The 20,430-nt window shown below is 54.2% G+C and carries 19 protein-coding genes and 1 pseudogene; 15 read left to right on the forward strand and 5 right to left on the reverse strand.

The window, feature by feature from the left end; genetic code table 11:
• The first annotated feature begins 10 nt into the window (after window positions 1-10).
• Entirely contained in the window at window positions 11-286 is a 276-nt protein-coding gene (locus tag ACHHZ6_RS04755) for a DUF2502 domain-containing protein (protein WP_395121860.1), read from the forward strand.
• Between the two features lie 31 nt (window positions 287-317).
• On the opposite strand, the gene yaaA is transcribed toward ACHHZ6_RS04755, so the two are convergent.
• Together yaaA and ACHHZ6_RS04765 are read right to left on the reverse strand one after the other, a co-directional pair.
• Complete coding sequence (yaaA, locus tag ACHHZ6_RS04760) at window positions 318-1,091, reverse strand: peroxide stress protein YaaA (RefSeq protein ID WP_182273682.1); 774 nt, start codon at window positions 1,089-1,091, stop codon at window positions 318-320.
• Window positions 1,092-1,157: 66 nt separating this feature from the next.
• Window positions 1,158-2,588, reverse strand: a complete 1,431-nt coding sequence (locus ACHHZ6_RS04765; protein ID WP_196390795.1) for a sodium:alanine symporter family protein — start codon at window positions 2,586-2,588, stop codon at window positions 1,158-1,160.
• A gap of 262 nt (window positions 2,589-2,850) precedes the next feature.
• Between ACHHZ6_RS04765 and tal the strand changes: the two genes are divergently transcribed.
• The 3 genes from tal (at window position 2,851) to ACHHZ6_RS04780 (ending at window position 5,919) form a co-directional block, all read left to right on the forward strand.
• Entirely contained in the window at window positions 2,851-3,804 is a 954-nt protein-coding gene (gene tal / locus ACHHZ6_RS04770) for a transaldolase (RefSeq protein WP_182273684.1), read from the forward strand.
• 109 nt (window positions 3,805-3,913) lie between these two features.
• Window positions 3,914-4,501 carry a molybdopterin adenylyltransferase gene (mog, locus tag ACHHZ6_RS04775; protein ID WP_182273685.1) on the forward strand — a complete coding sequence of 196 codons (588 nt, stop codon included), beginning with the start codon at window positions 3,914-3,916 and terminating at the stop codon, window positions 4,499-4,501.
• Window positions 4,502-4,617: 116 nt separating this feature from the next.
• Window positions 4,618-5,919, forward strand: coding sequence for an MFS transporter (locus tag ACHHZ6_RS04780; RefSeq protein WP_395121861.1), 1,302 nt, complete (start codon window positions 4,618-4,620; stop codon window positions 5,917-5,919).
• A gap of 38 nt (window positions 5,920-5,957) precedes the next feature.
• On the opposite strand, the gene satP is transcribed toward ACHHZ6_RS04780, so the two are convergent.
• Window positions 5,958-6,524 (reverse strand): acetate uptake transporter, encoded by a 567-nt coding sequence (gene satP / locus ACHHZ6_RS04785; RefSeq protein WP_196390797.1) that lies wholly within the window; start codon window positions 6,522-6,524, stop codon window positions 5,958-5,960.
• 296 nt (window positions 6,525-6,820) lie between these two features.
• Between satP and dnaK the strand changes: the two genes are divergently transcribed.
• The 4 genes from dnaK to nhaR all read left to right on the forward strand — a co-directional run bounded on the left by dnaK (window position 6,821) and on the right by nhaR (window position 12,273).
• On the forward strand, window positions 6,821-8,734 hold the full coding sequence (dnaK, locus tag ACHHZ6_RS04790) for a molecular chaperone DnaK (RefSeq protein ID WP_182919383.1): 1,914 nt from the start codon (window positions 6,821-6,823) through the stop codon (window positions 8,732-8,734).
• Window positions 8,735-8,819: 85 nt separating this feature from the next.
• Entirely contained in the window at window positions 8,820-9,965 is a 1,146-nt protein-coding gene (dnaJ, locus tag ACHHZ6_RS04795; protein WP_395121862.1) for a molecular chaperone DnaJ, read from the forward strand.
• A 174-nt stretch (window positions 9,966-10,139) separates the two neighbouring features.
• Window positions 10,140-11,315, forward strand: a complete 1,176-nt coding sequence (gene nhaA, locus ACHHZ6_RS04800; protein WP_182919384.1) for a Na+/H+ antiporter NhaA — start codon at window positions 10,140-10,142, stop codon at window positions 11,313-11,315.
• A gap of 58 nt (window positions 11,316-11,373) precedes the next feature.
• On the forward strand, window positions 11,374-12,273 hold the full coding sequence (nhaR, locus tag ACHHZ6_RS04805; protein WP_182273691.1) for a transcriptional activator NhaR: 900 nt from the start codon (window positions 11,374-11,376) through the stop codon (window positions 12,271-12,273).
• A 59-nt stretch (window positions 12,274-12,332) separates the two neighbouring features.
• Here nhaR and rpsT read toward each other — a convergent pair whose 3' ends face one another.
• Window positions 12,333-12,596 (reverse strand): 30S ribosomal protein S20, encoded by a 264-nt coding sequence (rpsT, locus tag ACHHZ6_RS04810; protein WP_008502037.1) that lies wholly within the window; start codon window positions 12,594-12,596, stop codon window positions 12,333-12,335.
• Window positions 12,597-12,711: 115 nt separating this feature from the next.
• Between rpsT and ACHHZ6_RS04815 the strand changes: the two are divergent.
• From ACHHZ6_RS04815 to ispH, 6 genes and pseudogenes are all read left to right on the forward strand, one after another.
• Window positions 12,712-12,918 (forward strand): annotated as a pseudogene (locus tag ACHHZ6_RS04815) (DUF2575 domain-containing protein); the annotation flags it as partial.
• A 7-nt stretch (window positions 12,919-12,925) separates the two neighbouring features.
• Window positions 12,926-13,864, forward strand: coding sequence for a bifunctional riboflavin kinase/FAD synthetase (gene ribF / locus ACHHZ6_RS04820; RefSeq protein WP_182273692.1), 939 nt, complete (start codon window positions 12,926-12,928; stop codon window positions 13,862-13,864).
• 34 nt (window positions 13,865-13,898) lie between these two features.
• Window positions 13,899-16,715: an isoleucine--tRNA ligase gene (gene ileS / locus ACHHZ6_RS04825; RefSeq protein WP_395121863.1), complete on the forward strand. Its 2,817-nt coding sequence runs from the start codon at window positions 13,899-13,901 to the stop codon at window positions 16,713-16,715.
• On the forward strand, window positions 16,715-17,215 hold the full coding sequence (lspA, locus tag ACHHZ6_RS04830) for a signal peptidase II (RefSeq protein ID WP_182059533.1): 501 nt from the start codon (window positions 16,715-16,717) through the stop codon (window positions 17,213-17,215). The genes ileS and lspA overlap by 1 nt, the downstream gene beginning before the upstream one ends.
• Window positions 17,216-17,308: 93 nt before the next feature.
• Window positions 17,309-17,758 carry an FKBP-type peptidyl-prolyl cis-trans isomerase gene (gene fkpB / locus ACHHZ6_RS04835; protein WP_182273694.1) on the forward strand — a complete coding sequence of 150 codons (450 nt, stop codon included), beginning with the start codon at window positions 17,309-17,311 and terminating at the stop codon, window positions 17,756-17,758.
• Window position 17,759: 1 nt separating this feature from the next.
• Window positions 17,760-18,710: a 4-hydroxy-3-methylbut-2-enyl diphosphate reductase gene (gene ispH, locus ACHHZ6_RS04840; RefSeq protein ID WP_182273695.1), complete on the forward strand. Its 951-nt coding sequence runs from the start codon at window positions 17,760-17,762 to the stop codon at window positions 18,708-18,710.
• Between the two features lie 16 nt (window positions 18,711-18,726).
• Here the strand turns inward: ispH and ACHHZ6_RS04845 are convergent, their stop codons facing one another.
• A complete protein-coding gene (locus ACHHZ6_RS04845; protein WP_182919386.1) occupies window positions 18,727-19,632 on the reverse strand; it encodes a LysR family transcriptional regulator in 906 nt (301 codons plus the stop codon).
• 92 nt (window positions 19,633-19,724) lie between these two features.
• Here ACHHZ6_RS04845 and ACHHZ6_RS04850 point away from each other — a divergent pair, with 92 nt between their 5' ends.
• The gene (locus tag ACHHZ6_RS04850) at window positions 19,725-20,366 is read left to right on the forward strand and encodes an alanyl-tRNA editing protein (protein WP_182273697.1); all 642 of its coding nucleotides are present in this window, start codon (window positions 19,725-19,727) and stop codon (window positions 20,364-20,366) included.
• The last annotated feature ends 64 nt before the right edge of the window (window positions 20,367-20,430 follow it).

A 20,430-nucleotide genomic window follows, 5' to 3' on the forward strand; every position in this document is an offset into this window, starting at 1 on the left:
GGAGTCACCTGTGTCTAAACTGAAACCTGCTCTGCTGGCTCTTTCGCTGATGCTACTCGCTCCCCTGGCGGTACAGGCTGCTGAGATTACCCTCGTTCCTGCGGTAAAACTGCAGATTGGCGATCAGGATAATCGTGGCCACTACTGGGATGGCGACCACTGGCGCGACCATGACTGGTGGAGGGCGCATTATGAATGGCGCGATAACCGCTGGCATCCACATGATGACCGCCATGACGACCACCGCGACGACCACCGTCCGGGGCCTGAATGGAAGCATCACTAATGCAAACCCCGCCAGTGGGCGGGGTTTTGTTTTACTGCTCGTGGCGCTTAAACACCAGCTCACCTTTCCCCGACGCTTCTTCGTCAAAGAAATAACCTTCACTGTTAAATCCGGTGAGTTGCTCCGGCTTCGTCAGGCGGTTCTGAATAATGAAGCGGCTCATCAGGCCACGCGCTTTTTTGGCATAGAAGCTGATGACCTTAAACTTACCGTTTTTCTCATCGAGGAAGACGGGCTTGATGATTTCCGCATCCAGCTTTTTCGGCTTCACGGATTTGTAGTATTCGTCGGACGCCAGGTTGATCACCACGTTATCGCCCTGCGCGTGCAGCGCTGCATTTAACGTGTCGGTGATGATATCGCCCCAGAAATGGTACAGATCTTTGCCTTTGGCGTTTTCCAGGCGGATACCCATTTCCAGACGGTAGGGCTGCATCAGATCCAGCGGACGCAGGACACCATACAAACCCGACAGCATACGCAGATGCTGCTGGGCAAAATCAAAGTCGGCTTCGCTGAACTCTTCTGCCTGCAGGCCGGTATAGACATCGCCTTTAAAGGCCAGAATGGCCTGGCGTGCGTTGGTCGGCGTGAAGTCCGGGTGCCACTCATGGAAGCGGGTCGCGTTAAGATCGGCGAGTTTATCGCTGATGCTCATCAGTGAAGCAATTTGTGGTGCGGAGAGTTTGCGCGCTTCATGGATCAGCTGTTGCGAATAGTCCAGCAATTCGGGCTGGGTATAGCGCCCGGTGGCGAGCGGGCTCTGGTAGTCGAGCGTTTTTGCAGGTGAAATAAGAATCAGCATATCCAGTCCTTGCAGGAAATTTAGAGCGACTTTAGCAAAAAATCGCCCTGAATTGATCGATAGCTGTTATTGCCGCGGCAAATCATCCCATGCGTCGGGCGCGATTTGCGATGCAATATCCGGATAACGTGAGACGTTAAACACCGGTTTAACGCCAAGCTTGCGCTGGCGAAGATAATCCCGGGCAATAAGGGTCACAACCGGAGAAAGCAGCAAAATCGCCGTCAGGTTAGTGATCGCCATCAGCGCCATAATGACATCCGCCAGCTGCCAGACCAGCGGCATGCTGAGCAGGGAACCGGCCATCACCATCAGTATCACCCCCAGGCGCAGTAGCCTGAGCATATTCCGGGAGTCTAGCTTCAGGAAGATGAGGTTGTTTTCGGCATAAACGTAGTTCACCACAATCGAGCTAAAGGCGAACAGACTGACGATAAGCGAGACAAAACCGGCTCCCCAGCTACCGGTAAGATTGACCAGCGCCTCCTGAACCAGCTGTATTCCGGCCGTTCCGGATGAATGAGAAAGAGGGCCAGCCAGCAGCACAATCATGGCGCTGGCGGAACAGATCATCATGGTATCCGTAAACACGCCAATCATCTGCACAATACCTTGTGCGGCAGGGTGGGGAGGCCACGACGCGGCGGTGGCTGCGGCATTGGGTGTTGAGCCCATTCCCGCTTCGTTCGAGAACATTCCCCGCTGAAAACCAGCCGTAAGCGCCTGGCTGACGGTGTAACCCAGCGCACCAGAGGCTGCTTCTCGCCAGCCAAAGGCGCTCCTGAAGATGGTGGCGATGACATCCGGCAACAGGTTGATGTTCATGAAGGTGACGAAGAGACTGGTGCTCACCCACAGTAACGCCATGACGGGTACCAGCCACTGCATCAGGCGCGCAATGCCTTTAAGCCCCGTGGAGATAGCCAGCAGGGCGAAAGCGGCTAACGTGGCACCGGTTATCCACTCCGGGCACTGAAACGCATAGCGCATCGCATGGGCAACGGAGTTTGCCTGAACGGTATTGAAAATAAGGCCGTAAGCGATGAGTAAAAAGAGTGAGAACAGGACGCCCATCCAGCGCATCCCCAGTCCCCTGGCCATATACCAGGCTGGGCCACCGCGGAACTGACCGTTCTTGTCCTTTTCTTTGTAGAGCTGTGCGAGTGAACATTCGGCAAACGATGTGGCCATGCCGATGATTGCCGAAATCCACATCCAGAAGATGGCTCCCGGGCCACCGGCGCTGATGGCAAGCGCAACGCCCGCCAGGTTACCGCTGCCGACGCGCGCCGCAAGGCTGGTACAGAGTGCCTGAAATGACGTTAATCCGCCGGGTTGCGGAGAGAGGCTGTTTTTCAGACTTTTGCCAAACTTGCGAATATAACGAAACTGGATAAAACCACTGCGTAGCGTGAACCATATACCTGCCCCAAGCAGCAGATATATCATTATCGAACCCCAGAGGATTTCATTGATAAACGAGAAAAAATCAGGCATTAACGTCCCTCTTGTTGATGCCGGGGTGAATATGTAAGCGTTACCACTGATTGCGCATGCTGTTACTTAGCGGCCTGTTAATATTGTGAGTTTATCATACTATGGCTAAGCGCACTGTCTGCGGTTGCGCTACCCCTCCGTCGTGTTATCATCAGGGCAGACCGGTTACACCCCCCTAACAAGTAAACCTGTCATTTTTCCGCTGCAGGCTTACTGTCGGTAGCGTGAATTATCCAGGGCACGTTAAAAGAGAAATACTATCATGACGGATAAATTGACCTCCCTTCGTCAGTTCACCACTGTCGTAGCTGACACCGGAGATATCGCGGCAATGAAGTTGTACCAGCCGCAGGATGCCACAACTAACCCTTCTCTGATCCTTAACGCCGCACAGATCCCTGAGTATCGCAAACTGATCGACGACGCTGTGACCTGGGCGAAAGCGCAGAGTAACGATCGTGCGCAGCAGGTTGTGGATGCAACTGACAAACTGGCAGTGAATATCGGTCTGGAAATCCTGAAACTGGTTCCTGGCCGTATCTCTACCGAAGTTGATGCGCGTCTGTCCTACGACACCGAAGCGTCTATTGCTAAAGCAAAACGTCTGATCAAAATGTACAACGATGCGGGTATCAGCAATGACCGTATCCTGATCAAACTGGCTTCTACCTGGCAGGGCATCCGCGCTGCAGAACAGCTGGAAAAAGACGGTATCAACTGTAACCTGACCCTGCTGTTCTCCTTCGCGCAGGCGCGTGCATGCGCAGAAGCAGGCGTATACCTGATTTCTCCGTTCGTGGGCCGTATTCTGGACTGGTACAAAGCCAACACCGACAAGAAAGAGTACGCACCTGCAGAAGATCCAGGCGTGGTTTCTGTTACTGAAATCTACGAATACTACAAACAGCACGGCTATGAGACTGTTGTTATGGGCGCAAGCTTCCGTAACGTTGGTGAAATCATCGAGCTGGCTGGCTGTGACCGCCTGACCATTGCACCTGCACTGCTGAAAGAGCTGTCTGAAAGCGCAGGCGCAATCGAGCGTAAACTGTCCTACACCGGTGAAGTGAAAGCACGCCCAGAGCGCATCACTGAATCTGAGTTCCTGTGGCAGCACAACCAGGATCCAATGGCGGTAGACAAACTGGCGGACGGTATCCGTAAGTTTGCTGTTGACCAGGGCAAACTGGAAAAAATGATCGGCGACCTGCTGTAATCATTCTGCGTGACCGGGTTCCCGGTCACGCTACTTCTTTCGTACTCTGTCTGTCTTTCCCCTCTGCGTGTATCATTCCCTTTAACTGCATTATTTGAATGGAATGGATATGAATACCTTACGCATCGGCTTAGTGTCGATTTCTGACCGCGCCTCCAGCGGTGTTTATCAGGATAAAGGCCTCCCTGCTCTGGAAGAGTGGCTGGGCAGTGCGCTGACCACCCCGTTTGAAATTCAGACCCGCTTGATCCCGGACGAGCAGCCGATCATCGAGCAGACGCTGTGTGAGCTGGTGGACGAAATGAGCTGCCACCTGGTGCTGACCACCGGGGGAACCGGGCCTGCACGCCGCGACGTGACGCCGGATGCCACGCTGGCGATTGCCGATCGCGAAATGCCGGGCTTTGGCGAGCAGATGCGCCAGATCAGTCTACACTTTGTTCCGACCGCCATCCTCTCCCGCCAGGTCGGTGTGATCCGCAAACAGGCGTTGATCCTGAACCTGCCAGGTCAGCCGAAGTCGATCAAAGAGACGCTGGAAGGGCTTAAAGCCGCCGATGGCAGCGTGATCGTGCACGGGATTTTCGCAAGTGTACCGTATTGTATACAGTTGCTGGATGGCCCGTATGTGGAAACCGACGACAAAGTGGTAGCAGCATTTCGCCCTAAAAGCGCACGGCGCGAGACAATATCCTGAAATTAATTGATATGTGACATTCGTCGTATCAGCCATAGCGTGCGTAACATTTTACGGTATAGTAATTTTTTCTTTACGATTGCTGTAAAAATATAAAAACGCCTGAAAGGTACGCTATGTCACATTCTCCCCGCCCTCTGAATCGACAGGACTACAAAACGCTTACGCTCGCGGCCTTAGGCGGCGCGCTGGAGTTTTACGATTTCATCATTTTCGTCTTCTTCGCCGCCGTGGTGGGCGCGCTTTTCTTCCCGGCGGATATCCCGGAGTGGCTGCGCCAGGTGCAGACCTTCGGCATTTTTGCTGCCGGGTATCTGGCTCGTCCACTGGGTGGCATTGTAATGGCGCATTTTGGCGACATGGTCGGGCGTAAGAAGATGTTTACCCTCAGTATTCTGCTGATGGCCGTGCCGACGCTGGCTATTGGTCTGCTGCCAACCTATGCCACGGCAGGCATCTTTGCCCCGTTACTGCTGTTGCTGATGCGCATTCTTCAGGGGGCGGCAATTGGCGGTGAAGTGCCGGGGGCCTGGGTGTTTGTGTCTGAACATGTTCCGGTGCGCCGCATGGGTATTGCCTGTGGAACCTTAACCGCGGGGCTGACCGTCGGGATCTTGCTGGGTTCAGTGGTGGCAACCATCGTGAATACCAGCATGACGCAACAGGCCGTGCATGAGTGGGGCTGGCGTATTCCGTTCCTGCTGGGCGGGGCGTTTGGCCTGGTGGCGATGTATTTGCGCCGCTGGTTGCAGGAGACGCCCGTTTTCCTCGAAATGCAGCAACGCAAGGCGCTGGCGCAGGAACTACCGGTAAAAGCGGTTGTGCTGCGCCACAAGAAAGCGGTGGTGGTGTCGATGCTCCTCACCTGGCTGCTGTCGGCAGGCATCGTGGTTGTTATTTTGATGTCCCCTGTCTGGCTGCAAAAACAGTATGGCTTCGCGCCAGCGGTGACGTTACAGGCAAACAGCATTGCGACCATTATGCTCTGTTTCGGTTGTCTGGCCGCCGGGCTGGCAATTGACCGTATTGGAGCCAGCCTGACCTTTATTATTGGAAGCCTGCTGCTGGCGGCATCAAGCTGGGCGTTCTACCACCTTGCGGGCAGCCATCCTGAACAGCTGTTCCTGCTGTACGGTGTGGTGGGGTTGTGCGTGGGGGTTGTCGGCGCAGTACCGTACGTGATGGTACGCGCATTCCCGCCGGAAGTTCGTTTCACCGGTATTTCTTTCTCGTATAACATCTCGTATGCCATTTTTGGTGGACTGACGCCGATTGTCGTCACCGTGTTGATGGGGGTCTCACCGATGGCTCCTGCCTGGTATGTGCTGGCGCTTTCGCTGATGGGGCTGGCATTAGGAATATGGTTCTATCGCCCTTCGGCGCAACAGTTGCATGGGGCAGAAAAGCAGGGGATATGACAGAAATGACGTGCCTGCGAAGGCAGGCACGTTAAAGATCAGTGTTTTTCACCAATCGGCAGAATGGTGCAGCCGAACTGTTCGTTCAGCACTTCGCCCATTGCCAGGTAGATCGCGCTTGCGCCACACACCAGACCAATCCAGCCTGCCACGTGAACAATGCCTTCGTTATCCACCAGATGGCCAACAGCCAGCAGGGCGAACAGCACGGTCAGGCTCAGGAAGACGAACTGCAGTGCTCGGTTAGCTTTCAGAGTACCGAAGAACATGAACAGGGTGAAGACACCCCACAGGCCCAGGTAGACGCCCAGGAAGTGCGCGTTTGCGGCTTCTGTCAGACCCATTTTAGGCATCAGCAGAATGGCAACCAGGGTCAGCCAGAAAGAACCGTAAGAGGTAAAGGCAGTTAAACCGAAGGTGTTGCCTTTCTTATATTCCAGCAGGCCCGCGAAGATTTGTGCGATACCGCCGTAAAAAATGCCCATCGCCAGGATAATGCCGTCCATCGGGAACATCCCGATGTTGTGCAGGTTCAGCAGGATAGTGGTCATGCCAAAACCCATCAGGCCCAGCGGAGCCGGATTAGCCAACTTAGTGTTGCCCATAAGTCCTCAGAAAAATCATCATTAATATGGTGAAATGGTGAATCCCGCGTCAATTCTCCCTGACGGGGCGCGGCATCATAATGGGCGCAATCGATGCCGTCTATGATCTCATCGGGGTGAAATTAAAAAATTTTTTATCCCTCCCCCTTGATGGATGCCGTTGCGACCCCATCTTGTAAGCAACCGCAGTGTGTGGACCTGAAAAAAATCAAATCTGGGCAGTTGAAAAAGCACGTTCTGCCCTTATTACAGGTACACAACCACATGTTGACTGAATTTTTAGTGGAGACGTTTAGATGGGTAAAATTATTGGTATCGACCTGGGTACTACCAACTCTTGTGTAGCGATTATGGATGGCACTACTGCACGCGTGCTGGAGAACGCCGAGGGCGATCGCACCACGCCTTCTATCATTGCTTATACCCAGGATGGTGAAACTCTGGTTGGTCAGCCGGCTAAACGTCAGGCAGTGACAAACCCGCAAAACACCCTGTTTGCGATTAAACGCCTGATTGGCCGCCGCTTCCAGGACGAAGAAGTTCAGCGTGACGTTTCTATCATGCCTTACAAAATCATTGCTGCAGATAACGGCGATGCATGGCTTGATGTGAAAGGCACCAAAACTGCACCACCGCAGATCTCTGCAGAAGTGCTGAAAAAAATGAAGAAAACGGCTGAAGATTATCTGGGTGAGCCAGTAACTGAAGCGGTTATCACCGTTCCTGCATACTTCAACGATGCTCAGCGTCAGGCAACTAAAGATGCCGGCCGTATCGCAGGTCTGGAAGTAAAACGTATCATCAACGAACCAACCGCTGCTGCACTGGCTTACGGTCTGGATAAAGAAGTTGGTAACCGTACTATCGCGGTTTACGACCTGGGTGGTGGTACCTTCGATATCTCTGTTATCGAAATCGACGAAGTTGACGGTGAAAAAACCTTCGAAGTTCTGGCAACCAACGGTGATACCCACCTGGGCGGTGAAGACTTCGATACCCGTCTGATCAACTACCTCGTTGACGAGTTCAAGAAAGATCAGGGCATTGACCTGCGTAACGACCCGCTGGCCATGCAGCGCCTGAAAGAAGCCGCTGAGAAAGCGAAGATCGAACTGTCTTCTGCTCAGCAGACCGACGTGAACCTGCCGTACATCACTGCAGACGCGACCGGTCCAAAACACATGAACATCAAAGTGACCCGTGCAAAACTGGAAAGCCTGGTAGAAGACCTGGTGAACCGTTCTATCGAGCCACTGAAAGTTGCACTGCAGGACGCTGGTCTGTCCGTATCTGACATCCAGGACGTTATCCTGGTGGGTGGTCAGACCCGTATGCCAATGGTTCAGAAGAAAGTGGCTGAGTTCTTTGGTAAAGAGCCACGTAAAGACGTTAACCCGGACGAAGCGGTAGCAATTGGTGCTGCGGTTCAGGGTGGCGTGCTGACCGGTGAAGTGAAAGACGTACTGCTGCTGGACGTTACCCCGCTGTCTCTGGGTATCGAAACCATGGGCGGTGTGATGACTGCGCTCATCAACAAAAACACCACCATCCCAACGAAACACAGCCAGGTGTTCTCTACCGCTGAAGACAACCAGTCTGCGGTAACCATCCATGTGATTCAGGGTGAGCGTAAACGTGCGTCTGATAACAAGTCTCTGGGTCAGTTCAACCTGGACGGTATCAACCCGGCACCACGCGGCATGCCGCAGATCGAAGTGACCTTCGATATCGATGCTGACGGTATCCTGCACGTGTCTGCAAAAGACAAAAACAGCGGTAAAGAGCAGAAGATCACCATCAAGGCATCTTCTGGCCTGAACGAAGCTGAAATCGAAAAAATGGTTCGTGATGCCGAAGCTAACGCGGAATCCGACCGTAAGTTCGAAGAGCTGGTTCAGACCCGTAACCAGGGTGACCATCTGCTGCACAGCACCCGTAAGCAGGTTGAAGAAGCAGGCGATAAACTGCCGGCGGAAGACAAAACGGCTATCGAAGCTGCACTGAGCGCGCTGGAAACGTCTCTGAAAGGCGAAGACAAAGCGGACATCGAAGCGAAGATGCAGGCGCTGGCACAGGCTTCCCAGAAGCTGATGGAAATCGCTCAGCAGCAGCATGCTCAACAGCAGGCAGGCGCTGACGCATCTGCGAACAACGCGAAAGACGACGATGTTGTCGACGCTGAGTTCGAAGAAGTGAAAGACAAAAAATAATCGCCCTTTGAACGGGTAATTACTGGCACGGGCGAAGAGGTTTCCTCTCCGCCCGTGCACGCATGTTAGGGGCAGATAAAATAAGATGGCGAAGCTTGATTATTACGAGATTTTAGGCGTTCCCAAAACAGCGGAAGAGCGTGAAATCAAAAAGGCGTATAAGCGCCTGGCCATGAAATATCACCCGGATCGCAATCAGGGTGATAAAGAGGCTGAAGCTAAATTCAAAGAGATCAAAGAAGCCTACGAAATCCTGACCGATGCACAAAAACGTGCGGCTTATGATCAGTACGGTCACGCAGCCTTTGAACAGGGCGGCATGGGCGGCGGTGGATTCGGTGGCGGCGGCTTTGGCGGCGGTGCTGATTTCAGCGATATCTTTGGCGATGTGTTCGGCGACATCTTCGGCGGTGGCCGTGGTCGTCAACGCGCCGCGCGCGGTGCAGACCTGCGCTACAACATGGATCTGACTCTGGAAGAGGCCGTTCGCGGCGTCACCAAAGAGATCCGTATCCCGACGCTGGAAGAGTGTGACGTTTGCCACGGTAGCGGCGCGAAAGCAGGGACGCAGCCACAAACCTGTCCAACCTGTCACGGTTCCGGCCAGGTGCAGATGCGTCAGGGTTTCTTTGCGGTACAGCAGGCCTGTCCACACTGTCATGGTCGCGGTACGCTGATTAAAGATCCGTGCACCAAATGCCACGGTCACGGTCGCGTTGAGAAAACCAAAACCCTGTCCGTTAAAATTCCGGCGGGTGTTGATACGGGCGACCGTATTCGTCTGGCTGGCGAAGGTGAAGCGGGCGAGCACGGCGCACCGGCGGGCGATCTGTACGTCCAGGTTCAGGTGAAACAGCACGCGATCTTTGAGCGTGAAGGTAACAACCTGTACTGCGAAGTGCCAATCAACTTCGCCATGGCGGCTCTCGGCGGCGAAATCGAAGTGCCAACGCTGGATGGTCGCGTAAACCTGAAAGTGCCTGGTGAAACCCAGACGGGCAAGCTGTTCCGCATGCGCGGTAAAGGCGTGAAATCCGTTCGCGGTGGTGCGCAGGGCGACCTGTTGTGCCGCGTCGTGGTGGAAACCCCGGTTGGCCTGAACGACAAGCAGAAGCAACTGCTGAAAGAGCTGCAGGAGAGCTTCGGCGGTCCGACGGGTGAGAAAAATAGCCCGCGTTCCAAAAGCTTCTTCGATGGTGTTAAAAAATTCTTCGATGATTTGACTCGCTAATCCGTTAGCCGGTTTTCATTCCCAAAAAGCCCGGAAGCGATTCCGGGCTTTTTCTGTTTATGGGTATTGCTCGGTAAAACTGATTATATACTCAATATTAATCTGTTTTTGCCGAGCTATCTGACTTGGTACTATGGTTTTATCGAGGTATTGTTGTAAAAAGAGAGAACTAAAGTGAAATTACTACACCGTTTCTTTAGCAGTGAAGCGTCCGGCGGGGTCATCCTGATTATCGCCGCTGCGGCCGCGATGGTGCTGGCTAACTTAGGCGTCACGCGTGATTTTTATCACGCATTTCTGGAAACCCCCGTCGAGCTGAAAGTTGGCGCGCTGGAAATTCACAAGAACATGCTGCTGTGGATCAATGATGCACTGATGGCAGTGTTCTTCCTGCTGGTAGGGCTTGAGGTTAAACGTGAGCTGGTGCTGGGATCGCTTGCCAGCCGTCAGCGTGCGGCGTTTCCGGTCATTGCCGCCATTGGCGGGATGGTGGTCCCGGCGTTGCTCTTCCTGGCGTTTACCTGGCAGGATCCGGTGGCTCGCGACGGCTGGGCGATCCCGGCTGCAACGGATATCGCGTTTGCACTTGGGGTGCTGGCCTTACTGGGAAGCCGCGTGCCGGTAGCCCTGAAAATCTTCCTGATGGCGCTGGCGATCATTGATGACCTGGGCGCTATTGTGATTATTGCGCTGTTCTATACCAGTGAGCTGTCAATTCTGTCGCTTAGCGTGGCGGCAGGTGCCATTGCAGTGCTGGCACTGCTGAATATTTTCAACGTCCGCCGTATTGGTATCTACGTACTGGTGGGTATGGTGCTGTGGACGGCGGTGCTGAAATCCGGTGTGCATGCCACGCTGGCAGGCGTGATCGTCGGTTTCTTCGTGCCGCTTAAGCCGCAGGATGGCAAATCACCCGCCAAACAGCTGGAGCATGTGCTTCACCCGTGGGTGGCCTTTATGATCCTGCCGCTGTTTGCTTTTGCCAACGCGGGCGTATCTCTGGAAGGGGTGACGCTGGAAGGGCTGACGTCGATGCTGCCACTGGGCATCATTGCCGGGCTGTTTATCGGTAAACCACTGGGGATTAGCCTGTTCTGCTGGCTGGCGCTGAAACTGAAGATGGCGTCATTGCCGCACGGCACCACGTTTAAGCAGATTATGGCGGTGGGTGTGCTATGCGGAATTGGATTTACCATGTCGATCTTTATCTCGACGCTGGCGTTTGGTGCGCATGCCCCTGAACTGATTGTCTGGGCGAAACTGGGCATCTTAATCGGGTCATTACTGGCCGCGGTAATAGGGTATACGTTATTGAAGGTAAAATTGTCCGGACAGGTTGTCCAGGCATAACAGGATACCGGGAGAAGGGGAGCCTTCTCCCGATACACTCTCAGGGAGCGAAGACGCAATGTCTCATTTGAACTACAACCATCTTTACTACTTCTGGCACGTCTACAGACAAGGCTCGGTCGTGGGGGCTGCAGAGGCGCTCTATCTGACGCCGCAAACCATCACCGGGCAAATCAAAGCGCTGGAAGAACGTCTGCAGGGAAAGCTGTTCAAACGCAAGGGCCGTGGGATCGAGCCAAGCGAACTGGGCGAGCTGGTTTTTCGCTACGCGGACAAGATGTTCACCCTGAGCCAGGAGATGCTGGATATCGTCAACTATCGCAAAGAATCGAACCTGCTCTTTGATGTAGGTGTGGCAGATGCGCTGTCAAAACGGCTGGTGAGCGGCGTTCTGGATGCCGCTGTGGTTGAAGATGAGCAAATCCACCTGCGCTGTTTTGAGTCCACTCATGAGATGCTGCTGGAGCAACTGAGTCAGCACAAGCTGGATATGATTATCTCGGATTGTCCAATCGACTCCACGCAGCAGGAAGGGTTGTTCTCGGTGAAAATTGGCGAGTGTGGTGTGAGTTTCTGGTGCATTAACCCACCGCCAGAAAAACCCTTCCCGGCCTGTCTGGAAGAGCGCCGTTTGCTGGTACCAGGAAGACGCTCCATGCTTGGGCGTAAGCTGCAGAACTGGTTTAACTCTCAGGGGCTGAAGGTGGAGATCCTCGGGGAATTCGATGATGCCGCGCTGATGAAAGCCTTTGGTGAAGCGCATAACGCCATCTTCGTTGCACCGACGCTTTACGCGCACGATCTCTATTCAGATGACAAAGTTACGGAGATTGGCAGGGTAGATAACGTGATGGAAGAGTATCACGCGATATTCGCAGAAAGGATGATTCAGCACCCTGCGGTACAGCGTATCTGTAACCGCGACTACTCGGCGCTGTTTACGTCACCGGCAATCTGAAGATATAAAAAAACCCGCATTAAGCGGGTTCTTTTAAAACAAGCAACAACAAGTGACGATTAAGCCAGTTTGTTGATCTGCGCGGTCAGGTTAGCCTTATGACGCGCTGCTTTGTTTTTGTGGATCAGACCTTTAGCAGCCTGACGATCCACGATTGGTTGCATTTCGTTAAATGCGTTCTGCGCAGCAGCTTTGTCGCCAGCTTCGATAGCTGCGTATACTTTCTTGATGAAAGTACGCATCATAGAGCGACGGCTTGCATTGTGCTTACGAGCCTTTTCAGACTGGATAGCACGTTTCTTAGCTGATTTGATATTAGCCAAGGTCCAACTCCCAAATATGATCTATGTGGACAATTCAAAGGCCGAGGAATATGCCCTCTATACCTTCTTTTGTCAATGGATTTGTGCAAATAAGCGCCGTTAATGTGGCGACGCTACGTTACGTAGTGATGGCGCAGGATTCTACCAGCTTGTCTCTCGCGAATACAGCTTTTCGGCATAAAAATCGCAGTTCGCGGGCAGATTTTTTCGCTGTGAAAGGTCAGCATGATGAAATCATTACGGCTTTCTGTTTTGTGTGAACAATCGCCGGTTAACCTTAATCGCTGTACAAGGTATACTTTGGCGATTTTCACTGTTTTGAGCCAGTCATGAAGCTGATACGCGGCATACATAATCTCAGTAAAGCCCCGCACGGGTGCGTGCTGACCATTGGTAATTTCGACGGCGTGCATCGTGGTCATCAGGCGCTGTTGCAGGGATTGCGTAAAGAAGGGAAGGCCCGTGGCCTGCCCGTGGTAGTGATGATTTTTGAGCCACAGCCGCTGGAACTGTTTGCAGGCGATAAATCACCCGCCCGCCTTACGCGTTTGCGTGAGAAATTACGCTATCTGGCGGAGTCTGGTGTGGATTACGTGCTGTGTGTACGTTTCGATCGTCGCTTTGCCGCGCTGACAGCACAAAGTTTTGTCAGTGACCTGTTGGTCAAGCGTCTTGGCGTGCAGTTTCTCGCAGTGGGTGATGATTTCCGCTTTGGCGCTGGTCGTCAGGGCGATTTCTTGTTATTACAGAAGGCTGGCCTGGAGTACGGTTTTGACGTCACCAGTGCAATGACCTTCTGCGAAGGCGGTGCACGCGTCAGCAGTACCGCAGTGCGCCAGGCGCTGGCCAATGATGAACTGGACACGGCAGAAACCCTGTTGGGGCATCCGTTCACGATTTCAGGCCGCGTGGTGCACGGTGATGCCCTGGGGCGCACCATCGGTTTCCCGACGGCGAATATACCGCTGCGTCGTCAGGTCTCCCCGGTTAAAGGGGTGTATGCGGTAGAAGTAACCGGACTGGGTGATAAGCCCTATTTCGGGGTGGCAAACATTGGCACGCGTCCAACCGTCGCGGGTGTGCGGCAGCAGCTTGAAGTGCATCTGCTGGACGTTGTAATGGACCTCTATGGTCGCCATATAGATGTAATACTGCGTAAAAAAATACGCAACGAGCAGCGATTTGCTTCGCTGGACGAACTAAAGGCGCAAATTGCGCGAGATGAATTGACGGCCCGCGAGTTTTTTGGGCTACAGAACCCGGCTTAAATGCCTACGTGATAAATACGGAACCGAGAATCTGATGAGTGACTATAAATCAACCCTGAATTTGCCGGAAACAGGGTTCCCGATGCGCGGCGATCTCGCCAAGCGCGAACCGGGAATGCTGGCGCGTTGGACTGATGATGACCTGTACGGCATCATTCGTGCGGCCAAAAAAGGCAAAAAAACCTTCATTCTGCATGATGGCCCTCCATATGCGAATGGCAGCATTCATATTGGTCACTCTGTAAACAAGATTCTGAAAGACATTATCGTGAAGTCTAAAGGACTCACGGGATATGACTCGCCTTACGTTCCGGGCTGGGACTGCCACGGTCTGCCAATCGAGCTGAAAGTGGAGCAAGAGTTTGGCAAGCCAGGTGAGAAATTCACCGCTGCAGAGTTCCGTGCAAAATGCCGCGAATATGCTGCCACCCAGGTTGACGGTCAGCGTGCTGACTTTATCCGTCTGGGCGTGCTGGGCGACTGGTCGCACCCGTACCTGACGATGGACTTCAAAACTGAAGCCAACATCATCCGTGCGCTGGGTAAAATCATCGGTAACGGCCACCTGCATAAAGGCGCGAAGCCGGTGCACTGGTGCGTGGACTGCCGTTCTGCGCTGGCAGAAGCGGAAGTTGAGTATTATGACAAAACCTCTCCGTCTATCGACGTGGCGTTCCACGCGGTGGATCAGGATGCGGTGAAAGCCAAATTTGGCGTGTCGTCTGTCAACGGCCCGATCTCTCTGGTTATCTGGACGACCACCCCGTGGACGCTGCCAGCAAACCGCGCGATCTCCCTGTCTGGCGAATTCGAATACGCTCTGGTGCAGGTTGACGGTCAGGCGGTTATCCTGGCGAAAGATCTCCTTGAAAGCGTGCTGAAACGCGCGAACATCACTGACTACACCGTGCTGGGCACCGTGAAAGGTGACGCGCTGGAACTGATGCGCTTCAAACACCCGTTCCTGGACTTCGACGTTCCGGCCATTCTGGGCGAGCATGTTACGCTGGAAGCAGGTACCGGTGCGGTGCATACCGCCGGCGGCCACGGCCCAGACGACTACAACATCAGCCTGAAATACGGTCTGGAAATCGCTAACCCGGTTGGCCCGGACGGTTCTTACCTGCCAGGCACGTATCCGGCGCTGGACGGTATCAACGTCTTTAAAGCGAATGACATCATCGTTGACATGCTGCGCGACCGCGGCGCGCTGCTGCATGTCGAAAAAATGCAGCACAGCTACCCATGCTGCTGGCGTCACAAGTCGCCGATCATCTTCCGTGCGACCCCGCAGTGGTTCGTCAGCATGGATCAGAAAGGCCTGCGCGAGCAGTCCCTGAAAGAGATCAAAGGCGTGCAGTGGATCCCGGACTGGGGCCAGGCGCGTATCGAGTCTATGGTGGCTAACCGTCCTGACTGGTGTATCTCCCGTCAGCGTACCTGGGGCGTGCCGATGTCTCTGTTCGTCCATAAAGAGACGCAGGAACTGCATCCAGATACCCTGAAACTGATGGAAGAAGTGGCTAAACGTGTAGAAGTGGACGGTATTCAGGCATGGTGGGATCTCGACTCCCGTGACATCCTGGGCGCTGACGCAGACAACTACGAGAAAGTGCCAGATACCCTGGACGTGTGGTTCGACTCCGGTTCTACGCACTCTTCCGTGGTTGACGTACGTCCTGAGTTTACCGGTCACGCTGCCGATATGTATCTGGAAGGGTCTGACCAACACCGTGGCTGGTTCATGTCATCGCTGATGATCTCCACCGCCATGAAAGGTAAAGCACCTTACCGTCAGGTACTGACCCACGGTTTTACCGTAGATGGTCAGGGCCGTAAGATGTCCAAGTCTATCGGTAACACCGTGTCTCCACAGGATGTGATGAACAAACTGGGCGCGGACATTCTGCGTCTGTGGGTGGCATCTACCGACTACACTGGCGAAATGGCCGTATCTGACGAGATCCTGAAACGTGCTGCTGACAGCTATCGTCGTATCCGTAACACCGCGCGCTTCCTGCTGGCGAACCTGAACGGTTTCGATCCGGTTAAAGACATGGTGAAACCGGAAGAGATGGTGGTACTGGATCGCTGGGCAGTAGGCTGCGCGAAAGCGGCACAGGAAGATATCCTGAAAGCCTATGAATCTTACGACTTCCACGAAGTGGTGCAGCGCCTGATGCGCTTCTGCTCCATCGAGATGGGCTCGTTCTACCTCGATATCATCAAAGACCGCCAGTACACCGCGAAAGCGGACAGCGTGGCGCGTCGCAGCTGCCAGACTGCGCTGTTCCACATTGCAGAAGCACTGGTTCGCTGGATGGCTCCGATCATGTCCTTCACCGCAGATGAAATCTGGGGTTACCTGCCAGGCGACCGCGAGAAGTATGTCTTCACCGGCGAGTGGTACGAAGGTCTGTTCGATCTCTCCAGCACTGAAGCGATGAACGATGCCTTCTGGGACGAACTGCTGAAAGTACGTGGTGAAGTGAACAAGGTTATTGAACAGGCGCGTGCTGACAAGAAAGTCGGTGGCTCTCTGGAAGCGGCTGTAACCCTGTACGCAGAACCTGAGCTGGCGGCGAAGCTGACCGCGCTCGGCGACGAATTACGATTTGTCCTGTTGACCTCCGGTGCAAAAGTTGCGGATTATGCCGACGCTTCTGCTGATGCCCAGCAGAGCGAACTGCTCAAAGGACTGAAAGTCGCGCTGAGCAAAGCCGAAGGTGATAAGTGCCCGCGTTGCTGGCATTACACCACCGATGTCGGCCAGGTGGCGGAACACGCAGATATCTGCGGACGCTGTGTAAGCAACGTCGCCGGTGACGGCGAACAACGTAAGTTTGCCTGATGAGTAAATCTCTCTGTTCAACAGGACTGCGCTGGCTGTGGCTGGTTGTGGTGGTGCTGATTATTGATCTGGGCAGCAAATTCCTGATCCTCCAGAACTTCGCTCTGGGGGATACGGTGTCGCTGTTCCCGTCGCTTAACCTGCACTATGCGCGCAACTACGGTGCGGCGTTCAGTTTCCTTGCTGACAGCGGTGGCTGGCAGCGCTGGTTCTTTGCGGGTATCGCTATCGGTATCTGTGTGATTCTGGCGGTGCTGATGTACCGTTCGAAGGCAACGCAAAAGCTGAATAACATCGCCTACGCGCTGATCATTGGCGGCGCGTTAGGCAACCTGTTTGATCGCCTGTGGCACGGCTTTGTGGTCGATATGATCGACTTCTACGTTGGCGACTGGCACTTTGCGACCTTTAACCTGGCCGATAGCGCAATCTGCATCGGTGCGGCGTTAATTGTGCTGGAAGGCTTCTTGCCGAACGCTGCCGCGAAGAAACAGGCGTAAACCCACCGGGCGGCGCTTCGCGTATACGGGCCTACGGTTAATGTAGGCCCGGTAAGCGCAGCGTCACCGGGCAAAAACAAGCGAGCAATTTGCATGTCTAAATCCGTACAGAGCAACAGCGCGATCCTCGTTCACTTCACGCTGAAACTGGATGATGGCTCCACCGCTGAATCCACCCGCAACAATGGCAAGCCTGCCCTGTTTCGTCTTGGCGACACCTCCCTCTCTGAAGGTCTTGAGCAGCAGCTTCTGGGTCTGAAAGAGGGTGAGAAGAAGGCGTTTGCGCTGGAGCCGGATGCGGCATTTGGCGTGCCAAGCCCGGATCTGATCCAGTACTTCTCGCGCCGTGAGTTTATGGATGCGGGCGAGCCTGAAATCGGGGCGATCATGCTCTTTACCGCTATGGATGGCAGCGAAATGCCTGGCGTGATCCGCGAGATCAACGGTGACTCTATCACTGTCGACTTCAACCATCCGCTTGCCGGGCATACCGTCCATTTTGATATTGAAGTGCTGGAGATCGATCCGGCACTGGAGGCCTGAAATGCAGATCCTGTTGGCTAACCCGCGCGGCTTCTGCGCCGGTGTAGACCGCGCTATCAGCATTGTTGAAAATGCGCTGGAGCTTTACGGCGCACCGATCTACGTGCGCCACGAAGTGGTGCATAACCGTTACGTCGTTGACAGCCTGCGTGAGCGCGGCGCGATCTTCATTGAGCAAATCAGCGAAGTGCCGGATGGCGCAATCCTGATCTTCTCCGCACACGGTGTTTCCCAGGCCGTACGTAACGAAGCGAAAAGCCGTGATCTGACCGTTTTCGATGCGACCTGTCCGCTGGTGACCAAAGTGCATATGGAAGTGGCGCGCGCCAGCCGTCGTGGTGAAGAGTCTATTCTGATTGGCCACGCCGGTCACCCGGAAGTGGAAGGAACCATGGGGCAGTACAGCAACCCGGAAGGGGGCATGTACCTGGTGGAATCGCCGGAAGATGTGTTTACGCTGAACGTGAAAAACGAAGATCGTCTGTCGTTTATGACCCAGACAACGCTCTCCGTGGATGATACCTCTGATGTTATCGACGCGTTGCGCCAGCGCTTCCCGAAAATTGTCGGGCCGCGTAAAGATGACATTTGCTATGCTACCACCAACCGTCAGGAAGCGGTGCGTGCGCTGGCTGAACAGGCGGATGTGGTGCTGGTGGTCGGCTCCAAAAACTCGTCTAACTCCAACCGTCTGGCTGAACTGGCGCAGCGAATGGGGAAAGCGGCGTTTCTGATTGATGATGCGACGGATATCCAGGAAGCCTGGGTTAAAACAGCATCCTGTGTCGGTGTCACCGCCGGGGCATCCGCGCCGGATATTCTGGTTCAGAACGTGATTACCCGTCTGCAGGAACTGGGCGGTGGCGAAGCGGTTCCGCTGGAAGGACGCGAAGAAAACATTGTTTTCGAAGTGCCAAAAGAACTGCGTATCGACGCTCGCGAAGTAGAATAATGCGTATCAATGCCAGTCACTTGTTGACTGGCATTTTTTCAGTCAGATAGTTGATCATTGCCCGCATTCTGGCGGGCATATGTTTGTTACGCGTCCAAAGCAGCCAGAGTTCACCCGTATAGCTGCTGATAAACTCCCACTGTGGCAGCACCTGCACAATTTCCCCCTTTTCCAGAGCCTCACGTGCCGTAAACAGCGGTAAACTCCCAATGCCGACATGACGTTTGACCGCATCCAGCCGCACGCCCGTGTGGTTAGCCGCGTAACGTCCGTGCGTCTGTACGATCTCCGTTTTTCCCTGCAACGTAAATTTCCAGCGTGAATCGGCCGGGGTTTCACCGAGCGAAATACAGCTATATGACCGGAGGTCGTGCGGATGTTGTGGCGTGCCTGCGCGACGAAGATATTCTGGCGTGGCGCAAATAACATGGGTTACTGGCATCAGCGGTTTTCCGTACAGGCCAGGAGAGGGAGTATTGGTGATCCGTAATGCCAGATCGACACCATCATCGATCAGATCCATGTAACGATCTTCCAGACGCAGGCAGACGTCAATTTGTGGATAGCGCTCCAGGAACGCCGGGATCAGCGGATGGATCACAAACCGTCCCACGGCTTTCGGTACGCTCACCGTGAGCTTTCCCTGTGCAACGGTTTGCAGACTGCTACCGGAATCCATTGCCTGTTGTGCTGCTTCCAGCATATCCAAAGCATGTTCATAAACCGATTTTCCGGTTTCGGTAAGTGCCAGCTTGCGCGTGGTGCGGTGCAGTAACTTAGATCCCATCTCCTTCTCGAGGCGTGAAACACAACGACTGATCGCTGAGGGCGTTGCTCCCGTCATACGGGCTGCAGTTGAAAAATTGCCGTGTTCTACGATGGTCACGAAGGTGGCAAGATCGGGAAGCAGTGCAGGTTTCATTTGTGCATACCAGGCAATAGTGCATTGTTTGAAAGGCGGATTATCGATGCTTAAGTGATGAATATACTGTCAGGGTACAGAGGAGAACAACCATGACAGAACGACTTTATTACACAAGTGAAGCGACAGAAGGCCGCGCGAAGGTGATCCGTTGCACTGAAGAGCCTGATGGTCGCTATGCCGTTGAGCTGGATCAGACCCTTTTCCATCCGCAGGGTGGCGGACAGCCAGCGGACCGGGGGTTGATCGCGGGGATCGCGGTGGAGGGGGTGAGCCTGCGCGGGGAGCAAGTCATTCATATTCTGGCTCGACCGCTTGTGCCAGGCGAGGTGGAAATGCAGGTCGATAAAAGCGCGCGAGTGCGTCATTCCCGCTGGCACAGCGCAGGCCATTTGATTGGTTGTGCCGGTGAGCAATTTGGCTGGGAGCCGGTGAAAGCTCATCACTGGCCAGGTGAAGGACGGATTACCTTTGTGCCACGAGAGCCGCAGGCGTCACTGCCTGATGCAAACAGGCTGAGCGCGATGATTGACGGCTGGAAAGCGGACAACCTGCTTCGTCAGACCGAAATTGAAGCGGGCAGACGCAGGGTTCGCTTTGGCGATCTCCCGGCCTATCCGTGTGGCGGAACGCATGTAAGACAGCTGGCGGAAATAGGGGAGATGCAGCTCATCGGGCTGAAAATGAAAAAAGGACAGCTGGTGGTCACTTATACCCTCCACGAGCAGGAGTAACAGGAGTGTGATTAACCCGACAGAGCGGGGGGCTGAGCAGGAGGTTAACCGGTTAATCTGGTAA

The sequence above is a fragment of the Enterobacter cloacae complex sp. 2024EL-00214 genome, assembly GCF_043945575.1.
Lineage (GTDB): Bacteria > Pseudomonadota > Gammaproteobacteria > Enterobacterales > Enterobacteriaceae > Enterobacter > Enterobacter cloacae_P.